Annotated in this window: 25 protein-coding genes, 2 rRNA genes and 2 other annotated features (1 of these 29 running past the window's edge); all 27 genes read left to right on the top strand. The window is 38.0% G+C overall.

Going from position 1 to position 25,012, the window contains the following annotated elements:
* Positions 1-97, top strand: a 23S ribosomal RNA gene (locus tag A6J74_RS16505) (it extends 2,825 nt beyond the left edge of the window).
* Between the two features lie 49 nt (positions 98-146).
* Positions 147-262 (top strand): 5S ribosomal RNA (gene rrf / locus A6J74_RS16500).
* Positions 263-470: 208 nt separating this feature from the next.
* On the top strand, positions 471-932 hold the full coding sequence (ctsR, locus tag A6J74_RS16495; RefSeq protein WP_001244560.1) for a transcriptional regulator CtsR: 462 nt from the start codon (positions 471-473) through the stop codon (positions 930-932).
* A 170-nt stretch (positions 933-1,102) separates the two neighbouring features.
* Positions 1,103-1,651 carry a protein-arginine kinase activator protein McsA gene (locus A6J74_RS16490; RefSeq protein ID WP_000128388.1) on the top strand — a complete coding sequence of 183 codons (549 nt, stop codon included), beginning with the start codon at positions 1,103-1,105 and terminating at the stop codon, positions 1,649-1,651.
* 4 nt (positions 1,652-1,655) lie between these two features.
* Entirely contained in the window at positions 1,656-2,720 is a 1,065-nt protein-coding gene (locus A6J74_RS16485) for a protein-arginine kinase McsB (RefSeq protein WP_000050835.1), read from the top strand.
* Positions 2,721-2,742: 22 nt separating this feature from the next.
* Positions 2,743-5,178: an ATP-dependent protease ATP-binding subunit ClpC gene (clpC, locus tag A6J74_RS16480; protein ID WP_000971171.1), complete on the top strand. Its 2,436-nt coding sequence runs from the start codon at positions 2,743-2,745 to the stop codon at positions 5,176-5,178.
* A 95-nt stretch (positions 5,179-5,273) separates the two neighbouring features.
* On the top strand, positions 5,274-6,650 hold the full coding sequence (gene radA, locus A6J74_RS16475) for a DNA repair protein RadA (protein WP_001085199.1): 1,377 nt from the start codon (positions 5,274-5,276) through the stop codon (positions 6,648-6,650).
* 3 nt (positions 6,651-6,653) lie between these two features.
* The gene (disA, locus tag A6J74_RS16470; RefSeq protein WP_000392164.1) at positions 6,654-7,727 is read left to right on the top strand and encodes a DNA integrity scanning diadenylate cyclase DisA; all 1,074 of its coding nucleotides are present in this window, start codon (positions 6,654-6,656) and stop codon (positions 7,725-7,727) included.
* 160 nt (positions 7,728-7,887) lie between these two features.
* Entirely contained in the window at positions 7,888-8,991 is a 1,104-nt protein-coding gene (locus A6J74_RS16465) for a PIN/TRAM domain-containing protein (protein WP_000919680.1), read from the top strand.
* Positions 8,992-9,007: 16 nt separating this feature from the next.
* On the top strand, positions 9,008-9,688 hold the full coding sequence (gene ispD, locus A6J74_RS16460) for a 2-C-methyl-D-erythritol 4-phosphate cytidylyltransferase (protein ID WP_000288308.1): 681 nt from the start codon (positions 9,008-9,010) through the stop codon (positions 9,686-9,688).
* 116 nt (positions 9,689-9,804) lie between these two features.
* Positions 9,805-10,281 (top strand): 2-C-methyl-D-erythritol 2,4-cyclodiphosphate synthase, encoded by a 477-nt coding sequence (gene ispF / locus A6J74_RS16455; protein ID WP_000488380.1) that lies wholly within the window; start codon positions 9,805-9,807, stop codon positions 10,279-10,281.
* An 89-nt stretch (positions 10,282-10,370) separates the two neighbouring features.
* Positions 10,371-11,828, top strand: coding sequence for a glutamate--tRNA ligase (gltX, locus tag A6J74_RS16450; protein WP_000415161.1), 1,458 nt, complete (start codon positions 10,371-10,373; stop codon positions 11,826-11,828).
* Positions 11,829-11,875: 47 nt separating this feature from the next.
* Positions 11,876-12,124 (top strand) — a binding site (T-box leader).
* Positions 12,125-12,270: 146 nt separating this feature from the next.
* A complete protein-coding gene (gene cysE, locus A6J74_RS16445; protein ID WP_000476498.1) occupies positions 12,271-12,936 on the top strand; it encodes a serine O-acetyltransferase in 666 nt (221 codons plus the stop codon).
* The gene (gene cysS, locus A6J74_RS16440; RefSeq protein ID WP_000152285.1) at positions 12,917-14,314 is read left to right on the top strand and encodes a cysteine--tRNA ligase; all 1,398 of its coding nucleotides are present in this window, start codon (positions 12,917-12,919) and stop codon (positions 14,312-14,314) included. The genes cysE and cysS overlap by 20 nt, the downstream gene beginning before the upstream one ends.
* 2 nt (positions 14,315-14,316) lie before the next feature.
* The gene (locus tag A6J74_RS16435) at positions 14,317-14,724 is read left to right on the top strand and encodes a Mini-ribonuclease 3 (RefSeq protein WP_000564265.1); all 408 of its coding nucleotides are present in this window, start codon (positions 14,317-14,319) and stop codon (positions 14,722-14,724) included.
* The gene (rlmB, locus tag A6J74_RS16430) at positions 14,721-15,464 is read left to right on the top strand and encodes a 23S rRNA (guanosine(2251)-2'-O)-methyltransferase RlmB (RefSeq protein WP_000093761.1); all 744 of its coding nucleotides are present in this window, start codon (positions 14,721-14,723) and stop codon (positions 15,462-15,464) included. Before A6J74_RS16435 ends, rlmB begins: the two co-directional genes overlap by 4 nt.
* 3 nt (positions 15,465-15,467) lie before the next feature.
* Entirely contained in the window at positions 15,468-15,980 is a 513-nt protein-coding gene (locus tag A6J74_RS16425) for an NYN domain-containing protein (protein ID WP_000997879.1), read from the top strand.
* 67 nt (positions 15,981-16,047) lie between these two features.
* Complete coding sequence (locus tag A6J74_RS16420; RefSeq protein ID WP_000387198.1) at positions 16,048-16,707, top strand: RNA polymerase factor sigma-70; 660 nt, start codon at positions 16,048-16,050, stop codon at positions 16,705-16,707.
* A gap of 130 nt (positions 16,708-16,837) precedes the next feature.
* Positions 16,838-16,984: a 50S ribosomal protein L33 gene (gene rpmG / locus A6J74_RS16415; RefSeq protein ID WP_012260172.1), complete on the top strand. Its 147-nt coding sequence runs from the start codon at positions 16,838-16,840 to the stop codon at positions 16,982-16,984.
* Between the two features lie 23 nt (positions 16,985-17,007).
* Positions 17,008-17,187: a preprotein translocase subunit SecE gene (secE, locus tag A6J74_RS16410; protein WP_001241321.1), complete on the top strand. Its 180-nt coding sequence runs from the start codon at positions 17,008-17,010 to the stop codon at positions 17,185-17,187.
* Between the two features lie 131 nt (positions 17,188-17,318).
* Positions 17,319-17,852 (top strand): transcription termination/antitermination protein NusG, encoded by a 534-nt coding sequence (nusG, locus tag A6J74_RS16405; RefSeq protein ID WP_000415793.1) that lies wholly within the window; start codon positions 17,319-17,321, stop codon positions 17,850-17,852.
* A 167-nt stretch (positions 17,853-18,019) separates the two neighbouring features.
* Positions 18,020-18,445: a 50S ribosomal protein L11 gene (rplK, locus tag A6J74_RS16400; RefSeq protein ID WP_001085872.1), complete on the top strand. Its 426-nt coding sequence runs from the start codon at positions 18,020-18,022 to the stop codon at positions 18,443-18,445.
* A 179-nt stretch (positions 18,446-18,624) separates the two neighbouring features.
* Entirely contained in the window at positions 18,625-19,317 is a 693-nt protein-coding gene (gene rplA, locus A6J74_RS16395) for a 50S ribosomal protein L1 (RefSeq protein WP_002093855.1), read from the top strand.
* A gap of 49 nt (positions 19,318-19,366) precedes the next feature.
* Positions 19,367-19,511: a sequence feature (ribosomal protein L10 leader region), on the top strand.
* A 39-nt stretch (positions 19,512-19,550) separates the two neighbouring features.
* Entirely contained in the window at positions 19,551-20,051 is a 501-nt protein-coding gene (gene rplJ / locus A6J74_RS16390; protein ID WP_000048718.1) for a 50S ribosomal protein L10, read from the top strand.
* A 67-nt stretch (positions 20,052-20,118) separates the two neighbouring features.
* Positions 20,119-20,478, top strand: a complete 360-nt coding sequence (gene rplL / locus A6J74_RS16385) for a 50S ribosomal protein L7/L12 (protein ID WP_000159737.1) — start codon at positions 20,119-20,121, stop codon at positions 20,476-20,478.
* A gap of 74 nt (positions 20,479-20,552) precedes the next feature.
* Positions 20,553-21,152 carry a class I SAM-dependent methyltransferase gene (locus A6J74_RS16380; protein ID WP_000763276.1) on the top strand — a complete coding sequence of 200 codons (600 nt, stop codon included), beginning with the start codon at positions 20,553-20,555 and terminating at the stop codon, positions 21,150-21,152.
* A 291-nt stretch (positions 21,153-21,443) separates the two neighbouring features.
* On the top strand, positions 21,444-24,977 hold the full coding sequence (gene rpoB / locus A6J74_RS16375) for a DNA-directed RNA polymerase subunit beta (protein WP_000147560.1): 3,534 nt from the start codon (positions 21,444-21,446) through the stop codon (positions 24,975-24,977).
* The last annotated feature ends 35 nt before the right edge of the window (positions 24,978-25,012 follow it).

The following is a 25,012-nucleotide window of genomic DNA, read 5'->3' as shown; positions in this document are numbered from 1 at the left end:
GTAAGATCCCTGAAAGATGATCAGGTTGATAGGTTCGAGGTGGAAGCATGGTGACATGTGGAGCTGACGAATACTAATAGATCGAGGACTTAACCATATAATATGTAGCAAATGTTATCTAGTTTTGAAGGAATATGCCTTCATAGTTTGGTGATGATGGCAGAGAGGTCACACCCGTTCCCATACCGAACACGGAAGTTAAGCTCTCTAGCGCCGATGGTAGTTGGGACCTTGTCCCTGTGAGAGTAGGACGTCGCCAAGCAACTAAAACACGAGTCAAATGACTCGTGTTTTTTCGTGTTTTATTTTATAATCCATAGTAATAAAAAAATGTGTTTAAAGTATTAATATTTTGATTAAATACAGGAGAATGTGGCTAGGATAGTGAATAAGCAAAAGAGTTGCAAATTTTATTAATACGTATATAATTAAAGTCAAAGATAGTCAAAGTCAATAAAGGTGGCGGATAAATGAGAAATATATCTGATATCATTGAGCAATATCTAAAGCAAGTTATTGACTTAAGCAATAATAATGTGATTGAAATTAAGAGAAATGAGATTGCGGATCGGTTCGAGTGCGTACCATCTCAAATCAATTATGTAATCAATACCCGTTTTACGTTAGAAAGAGGATTTGTAGTAGAAAGTAAACGTGGTGGAGGAGGTTACATTCGCATTATAAAAGTCAAACTGCATGACGATATAGACATTATTGATCAAATGCTTCATATGATTGATCATAGTGTTGCGCAAGGGAATGCAGAAAGCATGATTATACGTTTAATAGAAGAGGGAATCATAACAAATCGTGAAGCGAAACTGATGTTAAGCGTAATAGATCGTTCTGTATTATCAATGGATGTTCCTTCTCGAGATGAACTTAGGGCTCGAATATTATGCGCAATGTTAAGAACACTGAAATATAAATAAATATAGCTTTTGTAAAAGAATGATGACTAAGATAAAGCAATTAAATGTTGTAGAAGTTTTGAAAAAGAACATGCACTTTTATTTAAACGGATTCAGGAAAGCGAACAATCTAGTAATGTATGAAAAGTATCATGAGATAGAGCGTTCCTGTTGTAAAGGTGGGGATAGTGATGACTTGTCAAAACTGTAATATAAGACCAGCGACTTTACATTATACAAAAGTAATTAACGAGAAGAAGGCGGAAGTTCATCTTTGTGAGCAATGTGCAGAGCAAAGTGGCTATACGTCTTTCTTTCAATCATCGCAGTCTAACTTTTCATTTCATGATTTATTTGCTGGTTTATTACACGGTGAATCAACAATGTTTGAAGAAGGAAAAAATGGATTTTCAAATGCAAATATAGTAAGATGCCCAGATTGTAAGATGACATATGAACAATTTACAAAAGTGGGACGTTTTGGCTGTTCTTCTTGCTACGATACATTTAAGGAGCATTTAAAGCCACTATTAAAACGTCTTCATGGTGGGCATACAGATCATTGTGGAAAAATTCCGGAACGTATAGAAGGAAATATCCACTTAAAGAAAGAATTAGATGAACTAAAACTCATTCTGAAACAATGCGTACAGAAAGAGGAATTTGAGAAAGCTGCAGAGGTAAGAGATAAGATTCGAGGTCTTGAAATACATCTTAGTGAGCATAGAGAGGGGGAATAGTTCTATGTCACTGGACAAAATTATGAATGAAGCGATTAGTCCATGGATGAAGGGGGATGGCCCTGATTCTGATATTGTTTTAAGTAGTCGAATTCGTTTGGCTCGTAATTTTAAACAATATCAATTTTCTACTATGCAAAACGAAGAAGAAGCTAAACAGATTCATGAATTATTTAAAAAGAAATTTATAAATAAAGCAGTAGGGTCCTTTGGGGAGTTTGGACTATTAAAGATGAATGAATTAACCCCTCTTCAAAGGAGAGTTTTAGTCGAAAAGCATTTAATTAGTCCAAATCTTGCAGGGACAGAATATGGAGCATGTCTACTATCAGAAAGTGAACATATTAGTGTTATGCTTAATGAAGAAGACCATATTCGGATTCAGTGCCTATTTTCAGGATTACAGTTATCAGAGGCGCTTCAAAGCGCCAATCAAATAGATAATTGGATTGAGAAAGAAGTTGAATACGCTTTTGATGAATCACTTGGATATATTACAAGCTGTCCTACTAATGTTGGCACAGGGTTAAGAGCTTCTGTGATGATTCATTTACCGGGACTGGTTTTAACAAAAAGAATTAGCCGTATTATACAAGTAATTCAAAAATTAGGGTTAGTAGTAAGAGGAATATACGGTGAAGGTAGCGAAGCGTTAGGTAATATATTTCAAGTGTCAAATCAAATGACGCTAGGAAAGTCTGAAGAAGATATTATTGCAGATTTAAAAGGTGTCATTCAACAAATTATACAGCAAGAAAAAATGGCTAGAGAATTAATTGTACAAAATTCAAGTATTGAACTTGAAGATAAGGTTTATCGTTCTTACGGCATACTAGCAAACAGTCGTTTAATTCAATCTGCAGAAGCTGCTAATTGCTTATCAGATGTACGACTTGGTATTGATCTAGGATATATAAAAGGTATATCGAGAAATATTTTGACGGAGTTAATGGTTCTTACTCAACCGGGCATTTTACAACAATACGCGGGAGGACCTTTAGGGCCAGAAGAAAGAGATTATCGAAGATCAACCTTAATCCGTGAGCGATTACGTATTGAAAAAAACTAAGCGCAAGTAGGAGGCGATTTCTATGATGTTTGGAAGATTTACAGAAAGAGCACAGAAAGTATTAGCTTTATCTCAAGAGGAAGCAATTCGTATTGGGCATAATAATATTGGAACAGAACATATTTTACTTGGGCTTGTACGCGAAGGTGAAGGAATTGCAGCAAAAGCGTTAATTGCTCTTGGATTAAGTCCAGAGAAAGTTCAAAAAGAAGTAGAAGCGTTAATTGGGCGTGGAACAGAAGCTTCTCAAACTGTACATTATACACCTCGTGCTAAAAAGGTTATTGAATTATCTATGGATGAAGCGCGTAAGCTAGGCCATTCTTACGTTGGAACAGAACACATTTTACTCGGTTTAATCCGTGAAGGTGAAGGTGTAGCGGCACGTGTTTTAAATAATTTAGGTGTAAGTTTAAATAAAGCGAGACAACAAGTGTTACAACTTCTTGGAAGTAATGAAGCTAGTTCAGGTCATCAAGGTGGTTCAGCAACAAATGCAAATACACCGACACTTGACAGTTTAGCAAGGGACTTAACAGTTGTTGCACGTGAAAATCGCTTAGACCCTGTTATTGGACGTGGTAAAGAAATTCAACGTGTAATTGAGGTGTTAAGCCGTAGAACGAAAAACAACCCAGTATTAATCGGTGAGCCTGGTGTAGGTAAAACGGCAATTGCAGAAGGATTAGCACAGCAAATTGTAAATAATGAAGTTCCTGAAACTTTAAGAGATAAGCGTGTTATGACACTAGACATGGGTACAGTAGTAGCTGGAACGAAATATCGCGGTGAATTTGAAGACCGTTTAAAGAAAGTGATGGATGAAATTCGCCAAGCAGGCAATATTATTCTATTTATTGATGAGCTTCATACATTAATTGGTGCAGGTGGAGCAGAAGGTGCAATCGATGCATCGAATATTTTAAAACCATCTTTAGCACGAGGAGAGTTGCAATGTATTGGGGCGACAACTTTAGATGAGTATCGCAAATATATTGAAAAAGACGCGGCTTTAGAAAGACGTTTTCAACCAATTCATGTTGATGAGCCAAGTTTAGAAGAATCGATTCAAATCTTGAAAGGTTTACGTGACCGTTATGAGGCGCATCACCGTGTATCTATTACAGATGACGCTATTGATGCAGCAGTAAAACTTTCAGATCGTTATATTACAGATCGCTTTTTACCGGATAAAGCAATTGATTTAATTGATGAAGCTGCTTCAAAAGTTCGCTTACGTTCTTATACAACACCACCAAACTTAAAAGAGCTTGAAGTGAAGCTTGAGGAGATTCGAAAAGAAAAAGATGCGGCTGTACAAAGTCAAGAATTTGAAAAGGCTGCATCTTTACGTGATATGGAACAACGCTTACGAGAGAAGTTAGAAGATACAAAACGTCAATGGAAAGAGCAACAAGGAAAAGAAAATTCAGAGGTTACGGTAGAAGATATTGCAAATGTCGTTTCTACATGGACGCGTATCCCAGTTTCTAAACTTGCACAAACAGAGACTGATAAATTATTAAACTTAGAATCCATTCTTCATGATCGTTTAATTGGTCAAGATGAAGCGGTAGTAGCTGTAGCAAAAGCTGTTCGTCGTGCGAGAGCAGGATTAAAAGATCCGAAGCGCCCAATTGGTTCATTTATTTTCTTAGGGCCAACAGGTGTAGGTAAAACAGAACTTGCAAGAGCACTAGCAGAATCTATGTTCGGTGATGAAGATGCAATGATTCGCATCGATATGTCAGAGTACATGGAGAAGCATTCTACTTCCCGTTTAGTTGGTTCTCCTCCAGGATATGTTGGATATGAAGAAGGTGGACAATTAACAGAGAAAGTTCGTCGCAAGCCATATTCAGTTGTCTTATTAGATGAGGTAGAGAAAGCTCATCCGGATGTGTTTAATATTTTACTACAAGTATTAGAAGATGGTCGTTTAACCGATTCTAAAGGACGTACAGTAGATTTCCGTAATACAATTGTTATTATGACATCTAACGTTGGGGCAGATGCATTAAAACGTAATAAGTATCTTGGATTTAACGTACAAGATGAGAGCCGCGATTATTCGGATATGAAAGGTAAAGTAATGGATGAACTGAAAAAAGCATTTCGTCCAGAATTCTTAAACCGTATCGATGAAATTATCGTATTCCATATGCTTGAGAAAAAACATATTCAAGAAATTGTAACTCTTATGGTAAATCAGTTAGTGAATCGCTTAAAAGAACAAGAAATCGAATTGCAATTAACAGAAGGGGCAATTTCTGCTATTGCTGATAAAGGATTTGATCGTGAGTACGGTGCTCGTCCGCTTCGTAGGGCAATTCAGAAGCATGTAGAAGATAGACTATCTGAAGAACTTTTAAAAGGTGCTATTGAGAAAGGACAAAAAGTTATCTTTGATGTAGAAGGAGAATCATTTGTCATTCATAGTGCGGAAAAGGTAAAATAAGTATAGACAAACAAAGAGGGCTACGCGATAGCCCTCTTTCTTGTACGAGAAGGATAAACGTTTATAGACGAAAGTGAAGTGAACTATAAAAAGGTATGGCTAAAAAGAAAACGAAATTTATATGTCAAGAATGTGGTTATCAGTCACCGAAATATATGGGTAAATGTCCCGGATGTGGTCAATGGAATACACTTGTTGAAGAGATGGAACCAGTTGTATCATCAAGGCGCCTTAATTACGCGAATGCAATTCAAACGGAAGTAACAAAACCAAGACGTCTTACTGAAGTAGAAACAAAGTCTGAGGCACGTATTGAAACGGAATTTCAAGAGTTTAACCGTGTGCTTGGTGGCGGAATTGTAGATGGGTCCTTAGTACTTATTGGTGGAGACCCTGGGATTGGAAAATCAACATTACTATTACAGATTTCATCGCAATTAGCAGATTCTTCATATGATGTATTATACATATCGGGTGAGGAGTCGGCAAAGCAGATTAAACTTCGTGCAGATCGTTTGCATGTAAAGGGTAGCAATCTATTTGTTGTAGCAGAGACAGACTTGCAGCGTATTGCAGCACATATTGAAGAAATGAATCCAGCTTTTGTTGTTATTGATTCTATTCAAACGATACATTTACCTGAAGTGACGTCAGCGCCAGGAAGTGTGGCACAAGTACGTGAATGTACAGCGGAATTAATGAAACTTGCAAAAACAAAAGGAATCCCTATTTTCATCGTCGGGCATGTGACAAAAGAAGGAGCAATTGCAGGACCTCGTATGTTAGAACATATGGTCGATGCAGTTCTCTACTTTGAGGGAGATCGACACCATACGTATCGTATTTTACGAGCTGTGAAGAACCGTTTTGGTTCCACGAATGAAATGGGTATCTTTGAAATGAAAGAGCTTGGTCTTGCGGAAGTTTTAAATCCTTCTGAAATCTTCCTTGAGGAAAGGCCGGTTGGTGTTGCAGGGTCAACAGTAGTTGCTTCAATGGAAGGAACAAGACCGGTTTTAGTAGAAATACAAGCTTTAATCTCCCCTACTAGTTTTGGAAATCCTCGAAGAATGGCGACGGGAATTGATCATAACCGTGTTTCGCTTATTATGGCAGTATTAGAAAAAAGAACAGGCTTACTATTGCAAAATCAAGATGCATATTTAAAAGTAGCTGGTGGTTTGAAATTAGATGAACCGGCAATTGATTTAGCAGTGGCTTTAAGTATAGCCTCAAGTTTTAGGGATAAATCTACGGCACCAACCGATGCAGTAATAGGAGAAGTAGGATTAACTGGAGAAATAAGAAGAGTATCAAGAATCGAACAACGTGTACAAGAAGCGGCTAAATTAGGATTTCAACGTGTTATTATTCCTAGAAAAAACTTAGGAGGATGGACAATTCCAGATGGGATTGAGGTTGTAGGTGTTTCTAATTTAGGAGAAGCGCTTCGTTTGACATTAGGAGGCTAGGCTATGGAAGAAAATAAGCAACGTGTCAAAAGTATGATTAATATTTTACAGCTCGTGGCCCCAGGGACACCACTGCGCGAAGGGATAGATAATGTACTTCGCGCACAAACAGGGGGACTAATTGTTCTTGGATATAATGAGCAGATTAAAAGTATTGTTGATGGCGGTTTTCACATTAATTGTGCATTCTCTCCTGCTAGTTTATATGAATTAGCAAAAATGGACGGGGCACTTATTTTAAATGAAACGGGAAGTAAAATTTTAATAGCAAATGCACAGTTAGTTCCAGAGGCATCTATTGATTCTATTGAAACAGGCATGCGTCACCGAACAGCAGAACGTGTAGCGAAGCAGACTGGTAGCCTTGTTGTAGCTATTTCACAAAGACGTAACGTAATTACGCTATATCAAGGGAACTTACGTTATACACTAAAAGATATAGGGGTTATTTTAACAAAGGCAAATCAGGCTATTCAAACGTTAGAAAAATATAAGGCTGTATGGAATGATGGTATTACGAATTTGGGCATTCTAGAATTTGAAGAGGTCGTTACAATGTCCGAGGTCGTTCACGTTTTACATAGTGTTGAAATGGTACTGCGTATTAAAAATGAAATATTGAGCTATATTCATGAGCTAGGAACAGAAGGTAGGTTAATCCGTTTACAACTTACAGAACTACTAGCTGATTTAGAGGCAGAGGCAGCATTATTAATCAAAGATTATCACCAAGAAAAAACACAAGACCATCATCAAATTTTGAAAAAGTTGCAGGACCTTGCAAATACACAACTTTTAGAGGATAGTGATTTAGTAAAATTACTTGGCTACCCAGGGCAAACGAGTTTAGAAGAAAGTGTGACGCCAAGGGGATATCGAATCACAAGCAAAATCTCTCGTGTTCCGCCACTTATCATTGAAAATTTAATTAATCGATTCAAAACGTTGCAAGGTGTTTGTCGCGCGACTATTCATGAATTGGATGATGTGGAAGGAATTGGAGAAGTAAGGGCGAAGAAAATACGAGAAGGCTTAAAAAGAATTCAAGAGCATCTCTATATGAGTAGACACAATTAAGAATATTACATTGATTCCATAATATAACGACACTAGAACATTTTTGGTATATGATATGATATATTGGTAAATAAAACTATTTATAAAAAAACACGTCCGCTTTTGCATTCGGCGTTTTGATTAGCGAAACAATGGTTAATAATGAGTAGGAGGTGGTTGGATGTTAAAACGGATCGTACAGCTCTTCTTTCTAGTAATTGGGGGAGCGTTAGGGATTTACTTAATCCCAAAAGTTATTAATGTATTAGACATCGGTGCTGTTCCTTTATTGGAAGGATCGTATGTTCGTGCAATTATTGGTGCAATTATTTTATTTTTAACAACATTTTGGCTTGTAGATTATATTGTTCAACTTATTAAGCATATTGAAGAGGCTCTTGTAAAGGCGCCTGTAGCAGATGTTTTATTTGGTACATTAGGTTTAATCTCTGGTCTCATTGTTGCATATTTAATTTTAATACCAATTCGTGAATTTACAATTCCGGTTATTAGCACAGTATTGCAAGTGTTCTTTACTCTTTTACTTGGATATTTAGGATTCCAAGTAGGATTTAAAAAGAGGAATGAATTGCTAGGATTATTTACATTACCCCAACGCGGAGGTAAGAAGAAAAACAATAGTGAGAACGAAGAGATAGAGGTAGAAAAATCTACGGCTCATTGGAAAATTCTCGATACGAGTGTAATTATTGATGGACGTATTGCTGATATTTGCCAAACGAAGTTTTTAGAAGGAACAATTGTAATTCCACAATTCGTATTAGAAGAGCTTCAGCATATTGCCGACTCCTCCGATGCTTTAAAGCGTAATCGTGGTCGCAGAGGACTAGACATTTTAAATCGTATTCAAAAAGAGATGCCGATTCCGGTAGAAATTTATGAAGGCGATTTCGAGGATATCCAAGAGGTGGATAGCAAACTTGTAAAGTTAGCTAAAATCACCGGTGGAACTGTAGTAACAAATGATTTTAACTTAAATAAAGTTTCTGAATTACAAGGAGTAACGGTGTTAAACATTAATGATTTAGCTAATGCAATTAAACCAGTTGTACTCCCTGGCGAAGAATTAAGTGTTTATGTTGTGAAAGATGGTAAAGAGCAAAACCAAGGTGTTGCGTACTTAGATGATGGTACGATGATTGTAGTAGAAGATGGTAGAGAGTATGTAGGTTCGCAACTTAATGTACTAGTTACTAGCGTATTACAAACATCGGCTGGTCGTATGATTTTCGCAAAACGTAAATTATTAGAAAAAGCATTATAGGTAGAGGATTATTAATATGTATACATTAATTATTCCGGCAGCCGGTCAAGGAAAGCGGATGGGTGCTGGCAAAAATAAGTTGTTCTTACTTATAAATGAAGTACCGATTATCGTGCATACATTACGTGCTTTTGAAAGAGATAAGGCGTGCAAAAGTATTGTTATGGCAATTAACGAAGAGGAACGCCCGTATTTTGAAGAATTAATGCAGAAGTATCCGATTGAAAAACAGGTGCAATTTATTCAAGGTGGGGCTGAAAGACAAGATAGTGTATATAACGCGATTCAGCATGCAAGTGATGTGGAATACGTTCTTGTGCATGACGGAGCGCGCCCATTCGTAACGAATAAAGTGATTCAAGATGTATTAACAGCAGCAGAAAAATATGGGGCTTCCATTTGTGCAGTGCCAGTAAAGGATACAGTGAAGAAAGTAGAGCAAGGTGTTGTTGTCGAAACGGTAGAACGATCTCAGCTTAAGGCTGTACAAACACCGCAAGGGTTCTCTGTTTCGCTTTTGTTAGAAGCTCATAGAAGTGCAAAACAGAGCTGTTTTCTTGGTACAGATGATGCAAGTCTCGTAGAACGCATTGGTAAGCAAGTAGGTGTAGTAGAGGGGAGTTACTATAATATTAAAGTGACGACTCCAGAGGATTTACTAATTGCTGAAAGTTTCCTTCATGTTCAGAAAAAATAGCCGTGATGGTGTATAACAAAGGAAAGCTCGGCAATAGCCGGGCTTTTCTTTGTAAGGATATCGATATAATATAGAGTCATAAAGCTCAGTGGTTTAGCTCAAGGAGGATGTAAAGAATGTTTCGAATTGGACAAGGTTTTGATGTACATGAATTTGCGGAAGGTAGACCGTTAATTATTGGCGGAATTACAATTCCTCATGAGAAGGGATTAATCGGTCACTCAGATGCGGATGTATTGTTACATACGATTGCTGACGCATGTCTAGGAGCAATTGCAGCAGGAGATATTGGAAAGCATTTTCCTGATACTGATCCTGCCTTTAAAGATGCAGATTCAGCTATATTACTACAAAAGGTTTGGGAATTTGTACGCGAACAAGGTTACGAGCTAGGAAATCTAGATTGTACAATTATTGCTCAAAAGCCAAAAATGGCACCGCATATTGAAAGTATGCGTAAACGTATTAGTGAACTGTTAGAAACGTCTATAGATAACATTAATGTAAAGGCAACAACAACAGAAAAATTAGGATTTACAGGTAGAGAAGAAGGAATTGCTTCTCAAGCAGTGGTATTATTACAGAAAAAATAATGGTTTTTAATTCGTAAGATGGATAATCACATTTTTTTGTTGTACAATTATAGAATGTGTTGACATTAAGAATGGAAGGTGTACCAATTATGGAAAAGCAAGTGAGAGTGCGCTATGCGCCAAGTCCAACAGGACACTTACATATCGGAAATGCGCGTACGGCATTATTTAATTATTTATTTGCTCGTCATCAAGATGGTAAGTTTATTATTCGTATTGAAGATACTGATGTAAAACGTAATGTTGCAGGTGGAGAAGAAAGCCAATTAAAATACTTGAAATGGCTCGGTATGGACTGGGATGAAGGTGTTGATGTTGGTGGTGAATTCGGACCATATCGTCAAACAGAGCGTTTAGATATTTATAAAAAATTATATCTAGATTTATTAGAGCGTGGTTTAGCTTACAAATGTTATATGACAGAAGAAGAGCTGGAAGCAGAGCGTGAAGGACAAATTTCTCGTGGTGAAACACCTCGTTATGCAGGTAACCATCGTGATTTAACTGAAGAACAAATGAAAGAATTTGAAGCTGAGGGACGTATTCCAAGTATTCGTTTCCGTGTACCAGCTGATCGTGATTACACATTCAAAGACATCGTAAAAGATGAAGTCGCATTCCATTCAAATGATTTCGGTGATTTTGTTATCGTGAAAAAAGATGGAATTCCAACTTATAACTTTGCGGTAGCAGTAGATGATCACTTAATGGAGATTACACATGTGCTTCGTGGCGATGATCATATTTCAAATACGCCAAAACAAATGATGATATATGAAGCTTTCGGTTGGGACATCCCACAATTCGGTCATATGACTCTAATTGTTAACGAAAGCCGTAAAAAGTTAAGTAAACGTGATGAATCTATTATTCAATTTATTGAGCAATATAAAGAGCTAGGATATCTTCCAGAAGCAATCTTTAACTTTATTGCACTACTAGGTTGGTCGCCGGTAGGAGAAGAAGAAATCTTCTCTAAAGATGAGTTCATCAAAATGTTCGATGCAGCTCGTTTATCAAAATCACCTGCATTATTTGATTCTCAAAAATTAAAATGGATGAACAACCAGTATATGAAAAAGCAAGATTTAGATACGGTTGTAGAGTTAAGTTTACCGCATTTAGTGAAAGCTGGACGTGTGGGCGAAACTTTAAGTGAACAAGAACAAGCTTGGATTCGTGATGTAATTGCTTTATATCATGACCAAATGAGTTTCGGAGCTGAAATCGTAGAGCTTTCTGAAATGTTCTTTAAAGATCATGTTGATTATGAAGAAGAAGGGCAAGAAGTGTTAAATGGTGAACAGGTACCTGAAGTACTTCGTGCATTTGCTGGTCAAATAGAAGTTCTAGAAGCGATGGAGCCTGCAGCGATTAAGGCAGCTATTAAAGCAGTTCAAAAGGAAACAGGGCATAAAGGTAAAAACTTATTTATGCCAATCCGTGTTGCTACTACTGGTCAAACACATGGTCCAGAGCTTCCTAATGCGATTGCACTTCTTGGGAAAGAAAAAGTTTTAAATCGTCTTCAAAAAGTAATTGGTTAACATTTTCTAGGTTTAGAAATATAATAAGTATACTTAAAATCTAATAAGGAAAAGCGACGAGAAGGAGAAGTAGAAAATCAGGCTTTTTACAGAGAGAACCACCTTTAGGCTGGAAGTGGTTTATAAGCGGATTTTTGAAATGCCCCTTCGAGTCTTCTGCTGAACAACGAATTGTTTCGTGAAATGTCTTAGGGCGTAAAGTAAGCAGAAGCGGTGTACACCGTTATCATGGATGAGTTTGAGGCTTTTTTATTAGCCTAAACAGAGTGGAACCGCGCTTAAAAGGCGTCTCTGTCAATATGACAGAGGCGTCTTTTTTTATACCGTAAAAGTGGGTATAAGTATAAGTTTGATCTCCTTGTATAAAGATTTAGAGGATAAGTGGGGAGTTAAGGGAGTTAGTTCACTCGAAAAAGCAGCCCATAAAGGGGAGGGGACATCGATGTTTAAGAGGCTTCGGGAAGATATTGAAGTCGTTTTTGAACAGGATCCAGCGGCACGAAGTTATTTCGAAGTCATTTTGACTTACTCTGGATTACATGCAGTTTGGGCCCATCGAATTGCACATGCTTTTTATAAAAAGAATTTCTTTTTTATTGCACGTTGGATTTCACAAGTTAGTCGGTTTTTTACTGGCATTGAGATTCATCCAGGAGCAACAATTGGTCGTCATTTTTTCATTGACCATGGAATGGGGGTTGTAATTGGAGAAACGTGTGAGATTGGTGATAATGTAACAATTTATCAAGGTGTTACATTAGGTGGTACGGGAAAAGAAAAGGGAAAGAGGCACCCTACAATTCAGGATAATGTATTAATTGCAACAGGTGCTAAAGTACTAGGCTCAATTACTGTTGGAGAGAATTCTAAAATTGGAGCAGGATCCGTTGTATTAAAAGAAGTCCCTGCGCATTCTACAGTTGTAGGTATACCTGGCCGAGTCGTTATTCAAAATGGAGTGAAGATTGGTCAAGAGTTAAATCATTCCGATCTTCCGGATCCGATTTTTGATAAATTAAAGGTTATGGAAGCAGAACTTGATAAATTGAAAAAGCAACTTGAAGTAAAGGTAGAAAGGAAGGATAAAAATGACTATTCACATTTATAATACGCTAACACGTCAAAAGGAAAAGTTTATTCCATTAGAAGAAAATAAGGTAAAGATGTATGTTTGCGGTCCTACAGTATATAACTACATCCATATTGGGAATGCGAGACCCCCTATGGTGTTCGATACAGTACGCCGTTATTTAGAATACAAAGGGTACGAAGTGCAGTATGTATCTAACTTTACTGACGTAGATGATAAATTAATTAAAGCAGCAAATGAATTAGGTGAAGATGTACCGACAATTGCTGACCGTTTCGTTGAAGCATATTTTGAAGATGTAACCGCACTAGGTTGCAAACATGCAACAGTTCATCCGCGTGTAACAGAAAATATGGATATTATTATTGAATTTATTCAAGAACTTGTGAATAAAGGGTATGCATATGAATCAGAAGGTGATGTGTACTTTAGAACGAAAGAATTCGAAGGTTACGGTAAATTATCGCATCAGCCAATCGCTGATTTACGTCATGGTGCACGTATTGAAGTAGGAGAAAAGAAACAAGACCCTCTTGACTTTGCTTTATGGAAAGCTGCAAAAGAGGGAGAAATCTTCTGGGAAAGCCCTTGGGGGAAAGGACGTCCAGGGTGGCATATTGAATGCTCAGCGATGGCACGTAAGTACTTAGGGGATACAATTGACATTCATGCTGGTGGTCAAGACTTAGCATTTCCTCATCATGAAAATGAAATTGCACAGTCCGAGGCGTTGACTGGAAAAACATTTGCACGTTACTGGATGCATAATGGATATATTAATATTGATAATGAGAAGATGTCTAAGTCACTTGGAAACTTCATTTTAGTTCACGATATCATTAAGCAATATGATCCACAGTTAATTAGATTCTTTATGCTATCAGTACATTACCGTCATCCAATTAACTTTAGTGAAGAGTTATTACAAAGTACGAATAACGGGCTAGAAAGAATTAAAACAGCTTACGGTAACTTAAAGCATCGTATGGAAAGTAGCGCGAATTTAACAGATCATAATGAGAAATGGTTAGCTGAGATGGAAAAATTCCAGGCTGCATTTGAAGAAGCAATGGATGATGACTTCAATACTGCTAATGCGATTACTGAATTATATAATGTAGCAAATCACGCAAATCAATATTTATTAGAAGAACATACTTCTAAAGTTGTAATTGAAGCATACGTGAAACAACTTGAAACATTATTCGATATTTTAGGATTAGAATTAGCAAAAGAAGAATTGCTTGATGAGGAAATTGAGGCGCTTATCCAAAAGCGTATTGAAGCTCGTAAAAATCGTGATTTCGCATTATCTGATCAAATTCGCGATGATTTAAAAGAACGTAATATTATTTTAGAAGATACCGCACAAGGTACAAGATGGAAAAGAGGATAAGAATGATTGATGCAAAGCAATTAAACAGCTTAGCGTTAGCATATATGGGTGATGCGGTATATGAACAATATATCCGCTATCACCTCCTTCAAAAAGGAAAGGTTCGTCCTAATCAATTACATCGCTTAGGGACGAGCTTTGTTTCGGCAAAAGCACAGGCGAAAGTTGTTTATCATTTATTAGAGACGTCATTTTTGACAGAGGAAGAAGAGGCGGTATTAAGAAGAGGGCGTAATGCAAATTCAGGTACCGTTCCGAAAAATACGGATGTACAAACATATCGACATAGTACAGCCTTTGAAGCGCTAATTGGTTATCATCACTTATTAAATAATCGTGAAAGATTAGACGAAATTGTATATAAGGCAATTGCAGTTTTAGAAGAAAAGGAAGGGGGCACATCATCATGAGTAGTGAATATATTATCGGACGTAACCCTGTAATTGAAGCGTTACGATCAGGGAGAGATATTAATAAAATTTGGATCGCGGAAGGTGCTGCCAAAGGGCAAGTGCAGATTGTACTAGCATTAGCGAAAGAAAATAAGATTATTTTACAACATGCACCAAAGAAGAAGTTAGATCAATTAGTTGAGGGTAATCATCAAGGTGTAATTGCTCAAGTAGCTGCATACCAGTATGCTGAATTAGAAGATTTATTCAAAGTAGCAGAAAAACGTAATGAAGATCCATTCTTCTTAATCTTAGATGAAATTGAAGATCCGCATAACCTAGGTTCTATTATGCGTACTGCTGATGCCACAGGAGCTCATGGGGTTATTATTCCGAAAAGAAGGGCTGTAGGACTTACAGCATCAGTTGCAAAAGCATCAACAGGAGCAATTGAATATATTCCAGTTGCGCGCGTAACAAACTTATCTCGCACAATTGATGAATTGAAGGAACGCGGACTTTGGATTGCTGGTACAGATGCCAAAGGAAAAACGGATTACCGTAATTTAGATGGTAAAATGCCGATTGGATTAGTAATTGGTAGTGAAGGAAAAGGTATGAGTCGTATTATTGGTGAAAAGTGTGATTTCTTAATTACTTTACCGATGGTTGGTAAAGTTACATCCTTAAATGCTTCAGTAGCCGCAAGTTTGTTAATGTATGAGGTATATCGTAAACGTCACGAAATTGGTAAATAAAAAATGAACGATATTTTAATCGTTGACGGTTACAACATTATCGGAGCTTGGGGAGACTTGAAAAAACTACGGGATGTAGATTTGCAATCATCAAGAGACGCGCTTATTGATAAGATGGCGGATTATCAAGGATATACAGGAACGAAAGTAATGATAGTCTTTGATGCCTATACAGTCCACGGTATTGAAAAAAAGATGAAACAATCGCGGGTGGAAGTAATATTCACGCGCAAAAATCAAACTGCGGACGAAAAGATAGAGAAACTTGCGATTGAGCTTAGAAATATAAATACACAAATATATGTTGCGACTTCTGATTATACGGAACAATGGGTTATATTTGCGCAAGGTGCCCTTCGGAAATCTGCGCGTGAATTAGAGTTAGAAGTACAAGCGATGGAACAACAAGTAAGAAGACGTACAAAAGACACGAAAGAAAAGCAACCTGCCATGCGAAAGATATTTAGTGAGGATATTACAGAAAAATTAGAAAAATTAAGAAGAGGAGAGCGTTGAAGCATTGACGCTCTTTGTCTTTTTACTGTATAATATTGCTAAATAAATAGCGGTCGGAGGGATCAAGGTGGAAGCAGGCTTCGTAAGTGTAGGCGACGTTACATTTCGTGATTTAGAGGATGAGGCAATCGTTGAGTTAGTTCGAAAAGGTAATACTGACGCTCTAGAATATTTAATTCATAAATATAAGAACTTTGTTCGCGCGAAATCAAGATCTTATTTCTTAGTGGGTGCCGATCGAGAAGATATTGTTCAAGAAGGTATGATTGGATTGTTTAAAGCAATTCGTGATTATAAAGAGGACAAGCTGTCTTCGTTCAAAGCATTTGCTGAACTGTGTATTACTCGACAAATTATTACCGCTATTAAAACAGCAACAAGACAAAAACATATTCCTTTAAATTCGTATGTGTCTTTAGATAAGCCGATTTACGATGAGGAATCTGATCGAACGTTATTGGATGTTATTTCCGAAGCGAAGGTGACTGATCCTGAAGAGATGATCATTAGTCAAGAAGAATATACCGACATAGAGTCTAAAATATCTGAATTATTAAGCGATTTAGAAAGAAAAGTACTTTCTTTATACTTAGATGGTCGCTCTTATCAAGAGATTTCGGAACAGTTAAACAGACATGTGAAATCTATTGATAACGCTTTACAGCGGGTGAAGAGGAAATTGGAACGATATATGGAAATGAGAGAGAGTACAACTTTAAATTCATAGAAAGTAACGCAGGTGTAAATTAATTCACCTGTTTTCTTTTTGTAAAGAGAGTGGGAGTCATGACATTGACATTGTCTTTTGTTGTATGATACATTTTTAGGGACATAATGTTACAAGGCTGGTGTAACTAATGAGGAAAAAAGTTGTACTCTCATGTGAAGAGTGTAAAAATCGAAACTACTCTACGATGAAAGATACGAGCTCAGTAGAGCGACTTGAGATAAAGAAGTTTTGTAAAACATGCAATAAGCATACAGTTCACAAGGAAACAAAATAAATAATACACTGGAGGTCCCGCAGATGCGTTTAACGAACTTTTTCGGCGATGTAGGTCGCGAAATGAAAAAAGTAAGTTGGCCTAAAAAAGATGAATTACTCCGCTCAACAGCGACTGTTATCGCTACAGTTGTGTTCTTTGCGATTTTCTTCGCAGTAGTTGATATGGGCATTTCTTCTTTAATTCGGTTAATTCTTGGTTAATTCTTGAATAAGAAGCACTTATCCATGATATAATGTTATTTATAAGAACTGTGTAAAAGCCCGGTGAACGGGTTTTTTCATTTGCGCAAAAAAATGTACGTCAGGGAGGGAAGGACGCTCGTCCTAAATGAATGGAAAAAAGTTGGTATGTTGTCCATACTTATTCTGGATATGAAAATAAAGTAAAGGCAAACCTAGAGAAACGTGTAGAATCAATGGGTATGCAAGATAAAATTTTCCGTGTTGTTGTCCCGGAAGAAGTAGAAGTAGAAATGAAAAATGGTAAAGAAAAAATAATGAAAAGAAAAGTGTTCCCAGGTTACGTATTAGTGGAACTAATCATGACTGATGACTCTTGGTATGTTGTTCGTAATACACCGGGTGTAACAGGTTTTGTTGGTTCTTCAGGTTCTGGATCTAAACCATCTCCTCTATTAGAAGAGGAAGTTGTTACCATTATGAAGCATATGGGAATGGACAATGAAGTGGTTGATTTCGACTTTGAACTTCATGAGACAGTACGTGTAAATGAGGGACCATTCGCAGATTATACAGGTGCTATTGAAGAAATTGATGTGGAGAAGAAGAAAGTTAGTGTGCTTGTAGATATGTTTGGTCGCGAGACTCCAGTTGAACTTGACTTCCATCAAATTGAAAAATTATAAAATGAAACTTGAAATGAATTGTAAAAAGTGATAATATCTTTTAAGTCAGTACGTCTTCGTTATCGGAGACGTTTTTTGAAAGATTTTATCGTTACAGATAAAATATGACGTGGGAGGGCAAATCACTGTCCAATTGACCACATCACGGACTTAAGGAGGTGTGTCTCGTGGCTAAAAAGGTAATTAAAATGGTAAAGCTTCAAATTCCTGCAGGTAAAGCTAACCCAGCTCCACCAGTTGGTCCAGCATTAGGACAAGCAGGTGTTAACATCATGGGCTTCTGTAAAGAGTTTAACGCTCGTACAGCAGATCAAGCTGGTCTTATCATCCCTGTTGAAATTACGGTATTTGAGGACCGTTCATTCACTTTCATTACTAAAACTCCTCCTGCTGCTGTTCTTCTTAAGAAAGTAGCTGGTATTGAGTCTGGTTCTGGTGAACCAAACCGTAATAAAGTGGCAACTGTTAAGCGTGATAAAGTACGCGAAATCGCTGAAACTAAAATGCCTGACCTAAACGCTGCTAGCGTAGAAGCTGCAATGCGTATGGTTGAAGGTACTGCACGCAGTATGGGCATCGTTATCGAAGACTAATTCGATTTGTTTTTAAAAAAGGTTGCGGGTCTGGAATTCCAATTCGCAACCTTTATTATCGTAAATGATTATCGTTTTTTAAAATAAAAGGATGGCGCGCATCCTCAGGTTATCCCTGGAAAAAAAGCGTAAACGTGGGAGGTTATTCCGCTAAAACCACATTCGAGGAGGAAATAAAAATGGCTAAAAGAGGTAAAAAGTACGTAGAAGCTGCGAAGCTTGTCGATCGTGCAACTGCTTACTCTGCAACAGAAGCAGTAGAATTAGTAAAGAAAACAAACACAGCTAAATTTGATGCAACTGTAGAAGCTGCATTCCGTTTAGGTGTTGACCCTAAGAAAGCTGACCAACAAATTCGTGGCGCAGTTGTTCTTCCACACGGTACTGGTAAAGTACAACGTGTATTAGTATTCGCTAAAGGCGAAAAAGCAAAAGAAGCTGAAGCTGCTGGCGCTGAATTCGTAGGCGATGCTGATTACATCGGTAAAATCCAACAAGGTTGGTTCGATTTCGATGTAGTAGTAGCAACTCCTGACATGATGGGTGAAGTTGGTAAACTTGGTCGCGTATTAGGACCTAAAGGTTTAATGCCAAACCCTAAAACTGGAACAGTTACTTTCGATGTAACTAAAGCTGTTAACGAAATCAAAGCTGGTAAAGTTGAATACCGCGTTGATAAAGCTGGTAACATCCACGTTCCAATCGGTAAAGTATCTTTCGAAGATGCTAAACTAGTAGAAAACTTCAAAACAATTGCTGACACGCTACAAAAAGCTAAGCCAGCTGCTGCAAAAGGTACTTACATGAAGAATGCAACTGTTGCTTCTACAATGGGACCTGGCGTACGCGTAGACGTTTCTACACTTGCGTAAAAATTGGAAGTTGACTTCATAAAGAAGTTTTAATATAATCATTTATGTTGTGAATTTAAATAGTGTACCGTAGACAGTAGGTGTCATTCGACTTAATTTCCTACCTAGGTGTTAATATACGAAGCGGAATCTTTTTTCTGTGACTATATGCCTCCATGTCTACAAGTTGGGCATGGAGGTTTTTAGTGCACTTTCGGTACATCTTCTATATAATCTACAGGAGGTGTAATAACATGAGCAAAGTAATCGAAACTAAACAACAAGTTGTAACTGAAATCGCGGACAAACTTCGCGCTAGTAAATCTACAATCGTTGTTGACTACCGTGGTTTAACAGTTTCTGAAGCAACAGAATTACGTAAGCAATTACGTGAAGCTGGCGTTGAGTTCAAAGTTTACAAAAACTCTTTAACTCGTCGTGCTGCAGAGTCTGCTGAAATGGCTGAGTTAAACGAATTCTTAACAGGACCAAACGCAATCGCGTTCAGTAACGAGGATGTAGTTGCTCCTGCGAAAGTATTAAACGACTTCGCTACAAAACATGAAGCTTTAGAAATTAAAGCGGGCGTAATCGAAGGTAAACTTGTAACACTTGATGAGGTTAAAGCTATCGCTACTCTTCCATCACGTGAAGGCTTACTTTCTATGCTTCTTAGCGTTCTTCAAGCTCCAATCCGTAACCTTGCACTTGCTACTAAAGCAGTTGCAGAACAAAAGGAAGAGCAAGGCGCTTAATTTTTTAAAAGATAATTACTTGTTATCTATAAAACAATACAAACCTATTTAAGGGAGGATATTTACAATGACTAAAGAACAAATCATTGAAGCAGTTAAATCTATGACTGTATTAGAACTTAACGACTTAGTAAAAGCTATCGAGGAAGAATTCGGCGTAACTGCTGCTGCTCCTGTAGCTGTAGCTGGTGGCGCTGGTGAAGCTGCTGCTGAGAAAACTGAATTTGACGTAGTACTTGCAAGTGCTGGCGCTCAAAAAATCAAAGTTATCAAAGCTGTACGTGAAATCACTGGTCTTGGCTTAAAAGAAGCTAAAGAATTAGTTGACAACACTCCAAAAGCAATCAAAGAAGGCGTTTCTAAAGAGGAAGCTGAAGAAATGAAAGCTAAACTTGAAGAAGTTGGCGCTGCTGTAGAAGTTAAGTAATTAACTTTTGATGCTTTAAAAAGCTCGCTCTCATGCGAGCTTTTTTTTTAACTGTAAAGAAAAGAGGTGGCCATATGGCAGACCATTATTTTTCTAACGACCCTTCTAGTAAGAGTGATCGTAAACGATGGGAATTTACGCTTCGTGAATCTCGATTTACTTTTTTATCTGACCATGGGGTGTTCTCGAAAAACGAAGTGGACTTTGGTTCTCGTCTTTTAATTGAAGCGTTTCAAATGCCAGATGTTAAAGGTAATGTGTTAGACGTAGGGTGTGGGTACGGTCCAATCGGTTTGTCGTTAGCGAAAGAGTTTCAAGATCGTGAAATTCACATGGTGGATGTGAATGAAAGGGCCTTGGGGCTTGCAAAAGAAAATGCCGCTAATAACAAAATTGAAAATGTACGTATTTTGCAAAGTAGTGTCTATGAAAATGTAGATGGCAAGTATGCTGTTATTCTATCTAATCCTCCAATTCGTGCTGGTAAAGATATCGTGCATGAGATTTTAGAAAAAGCTGTAGAGTATTTAGTTTCAGGTGGAGAATTGTGGATTGTTATTCAAAAGAAACAAGGTGCACCATCTGCGCTAAAAAAACTAGAAGAAGTATTTTCTGAAGTTGAAGTTGTAGAAAAGAAAAAAGGATATTATATCATAAAATCAAAAAAGCGTTGACGGTTATTTTTGGCTATGTTAACATTATACAATGCCAATATATGATTTTCTGCGTTGAGAAAAGATGTATATTTTTGTTTCTCTTGGAAAAGATAGTAAAATCAGCAGATTATGAAACAGAATGATGGTTTTCTTAAAGAAGCCATTTTTCTTTTTGAGCAGGTAGAAAGACTCAACGTATCTATCTTTAAGAGAAAAAAACTACGCTAATAGCAGTAGTTGTATTTATTTGTGATTTTGCACAAATTTTTTTGTGCATTTATAATACTCATGATTTGAGGGGTGAAGCAGTTGACAGGTCAACTAGTTCAATACGGACGCCACCGCCAACGAAGAAGTTATGCCCGTATTAGTGAAGTATTAGAGTTACCAAATCTTATCGAAATTCAAACCTCTTCTTATCAGTGGTTTCTTGATGAGGGTTTGCGAGAAATGTTCCAAGACATTTCTCCGATCGAAGACTTTACGGGAAATCTATCGCTTGAATTTATCGACTACAGCTTAGGTGAACCTAAATACTCTGTAGAAGAATGCAAAGAGCGTGATGTGACGTATGCAGCACCACTTCGTGTAAAAGTGCGTCTAATCAACAAGGAAACTGGTGAAGTAAAAGAACAAGATGTGTTCATGGGAGATTTCCCACTCATGACAGAGACTGGAACATTCGTAATTAACGGTGCAGAACGTGTTATCGTTTCCCAGTTAGTTCGCTCTCCAAGCGTATACTATAGTGGCAAAGTGGATAAAAACGGAAAACGTGGTTTTACTGCTACTGTAATTCCAAACCGCGGGGCTTGGTTAGAGTATGAGACAGATGCTAAGGATGTTGTATATGTACGTATTGACCGTACTCGTAAACTTCCTGTAACTGTTTTGTTACGCGCATTAGGGTTTGGCTCTGATCAAGAAATCACCGAGCTTTTAGGTGATAACGAATACTTAAGCAACACATTAGAAAAAGACAACACAGATAGCACAGAAAAAGCATTGCTTGAAATTTATGAGCGTCTACGCCCTGGTGAACCACCAACAGTAGAAAATGCAAAGAGCTTACTTGTGTCTCGTTTCTTTGATCCGAAGCGCTACGACTTAGCAAATGTAGGTCGCTATAAGATCAACAAAAAGCTACACATTAAAAATAGATTGTTTAACCAACGTTTAGCTGAAACACTGGTGGATCCAGAAACTGGTGAAATTTTAGCGGCAGAAGGAACAGTCTTAGATCGTCGTACGCTTGATCGCATTCTACCTTACTTAGAGAAAAACATTGGATTCAAAACAGCGAAACCAATGGGTGGAGTGGTAGCAGGCGATGTTGAGCTGCAATCTATTAAGATTTATGCTCCTGAGTCAGAAGGCGAACGCGTAATTAACGTAATTGGTAATGCAAATATTACTCGTGATATAAAACATATTACACCAGGTGATATCCTTGCTTCTATCAGCTACTTCTTCAACCTACTATACAAAGTAGGGGATACAGACGATATCGACCACTTAGGAAACCGTCGTTTACGTTCAGTAGGAGAGCTTTTACAAAACCAATTCCGTATCGGTCTTTCTCGTATGGAACGTGTTGTTCGTGAGAGAATGTCGATTCAAGATACAAATGCAATTACACCACAGGCGTTAATTAACATCCGTCCTGTTATTGCATCTATTAAAGAGTTCTTCGGAAGTTCTCAGTTATCTCAGTTCATGGACCAAACAAACCCATTAGCAGAGTTAACTCACAAACGAAGACTATCTGCATTAGGACCCGGTGGTTTAACGCGTGAGCGCGCAGGCTTTGAAGTGCGTGACGTTCACTACTCTCACTACGGTCGTATGTGTCCGATTGAAACACCAGAGGGACCAAACATCGGTTTGATTAACTCATTATCTTCGTTCGCGAAAGTAAATGAGTTTGGTTTCATTGAAACACCATACCGTCGTGTTGACCCAGAAACTGGTCTTGTAACAGGGCAGGTTGATTATTTAACAGCAGATGAAGAAGATAATTATGTTGTAGCCCAAGCGAATATGAAATTATCTGAAGAAGGAGAATTCCTTGATGAAGATATCGTAGCTCGTTTCCGTGGTGAAAACATTGTCACAAATAAAGAACGCATCGACTATATGGATGTATCTCCAAAGCAAGTAGTGTCGGCAGCGACAGCTTGTATTCCGTTCTTAGAAAACGATGACTCTAACCGCGCACTTATGGGAGCGAACATGCAACGTCAGGCGGTTCCGTTAATGAATCCGGAATCACCGATTGTAGGTACAGGTATGGAGTACGTATCAGCAAAAGACTCAGGTGCTGCAGTAATCTGTAAACACCCTGGTGTTGTTGAACGCGTAGAAGCACGTGAAGTTTGGGTACGTCGCTATGTAGAAGTTGACGGTCAAACAGTAAAAGGCGACTTAGATCGCTACAAAATGCAAAAATTCATTCGTTCTAACCAAGGAACTTGCTACAACCAACGTCCAATCGTAAGTGTTGGAAATGAAGTTGTAAAAGGTGAAATCCTTGCGGATGGTCCTTCTATGGAATTAGGTGAACTAGCACTTGGACGTAACGTGCTTGTTGGCTTCATGACATGGGACGGTTATAACTATGAGGATGCGATCATTATGAGTGAGCGCCTTGTAAAAGATGATGTGTACACTTCTATTCATATTGAAGAATATGAGTCAGAAGCTCGTGATACGAAGCTTGGACCAGAAGAAATTACACGTGATATTCCAAACGTCGGAGAAGATGCACTTCGTAACCTTGATGAGCGTGGTATTATTCGCGTCGGTGCTGAAGTAAAAGATGGAGATCTACTTGTTGGTAAAGTAACACCTAAAGGTGTAACAGAATTAACAGCAGAAGAACGTCTATTACATGCAATCTTCGGTGAAAAAGCACGTGAAGTACGTGATACATCACTACGTGTACCACATGGTGGTGGCGGTATTATCTTAGACGTAAAAGTATTCAACCGTGAAGATGGCGATGAATTGCCACCGGGCGTGAATCAACTTGTACGTGCGTATATCGTTCAAAAACGTAAAATTTCTGAAGGTGACAAGATGGCAGGACGTCACGGTAACAAAGGTGTTATTTCTCGTATTTTACCAGAAGAAGATATGCCTTACTTACCAGATGGTACGCCAATCGATATCATGTTAAACCCATTAGGGGTACCATCTCGTATGAATATCGGTCAGGTATTAGAGCTTCATCTTGGTATGGCAGCAAGATACCTTGGCATTCACATTGCAACACCAGTATTCGATGGTGCTCGTGAGGAAGATGTATGGGGCACAATTGAAGAAGCTGGTATGGCAAATGACGCGAAAACAATCCTGTATGACGGACGTACTGGTGAACCATTCGATAACCGCGTATCTGTTGGTGTCATGTATATGATCAAACTTGCGCACATGGTTGACGATAAACTTCATGCTCGTTCTACTGGACCATACTCACTTGTAACGCAGCAACCTCTTGGAGGTAAAGCTCAGTTCGGTGGACAGCGTTTCGGTGAGATGGAGGTTTGGGCACTTGAAGCTTATGGTGCTGCTTATACTCTTCAAGAAATCTTAACAGTGAAGTCTGATGATGTTATCGGACGTGTTAAGACGTATGAAGCAATTGTTAAAGGTGAAAATGTTCCAGAACCAGGCGTTCCTGAATCATTCAAAGTATTGATTAAAGAACTGCAAAGTTTAGGTATGGACGTTAAAATGATGTCTAGCGACGATAAAGAAATCGAAATGCGTGATACAGAAGATGACGACGATCATCAATCAGCAGATAAATTGAATGTCGAAGTTGAGACAACTAAGGAATAATTGGGATAACCTGTAGACTAAAAGGGAGGTAGGCC

This window comes from Bacillus sp. FDAARGOS_235 (assembly GCF_002073415.2).
Classification (GTDB): domain Bacteria; phylum Bacillota; class Bacilli; order Bacillales; family Bacillaceae_G; genus Bacillus_A; species Bacillus_A toyonensis.
The sequence above is the reverse complement of the archived record's forward strand: the minus strand, read 5'-3'. Positions and strand labels throughout refer to the sequence as shown.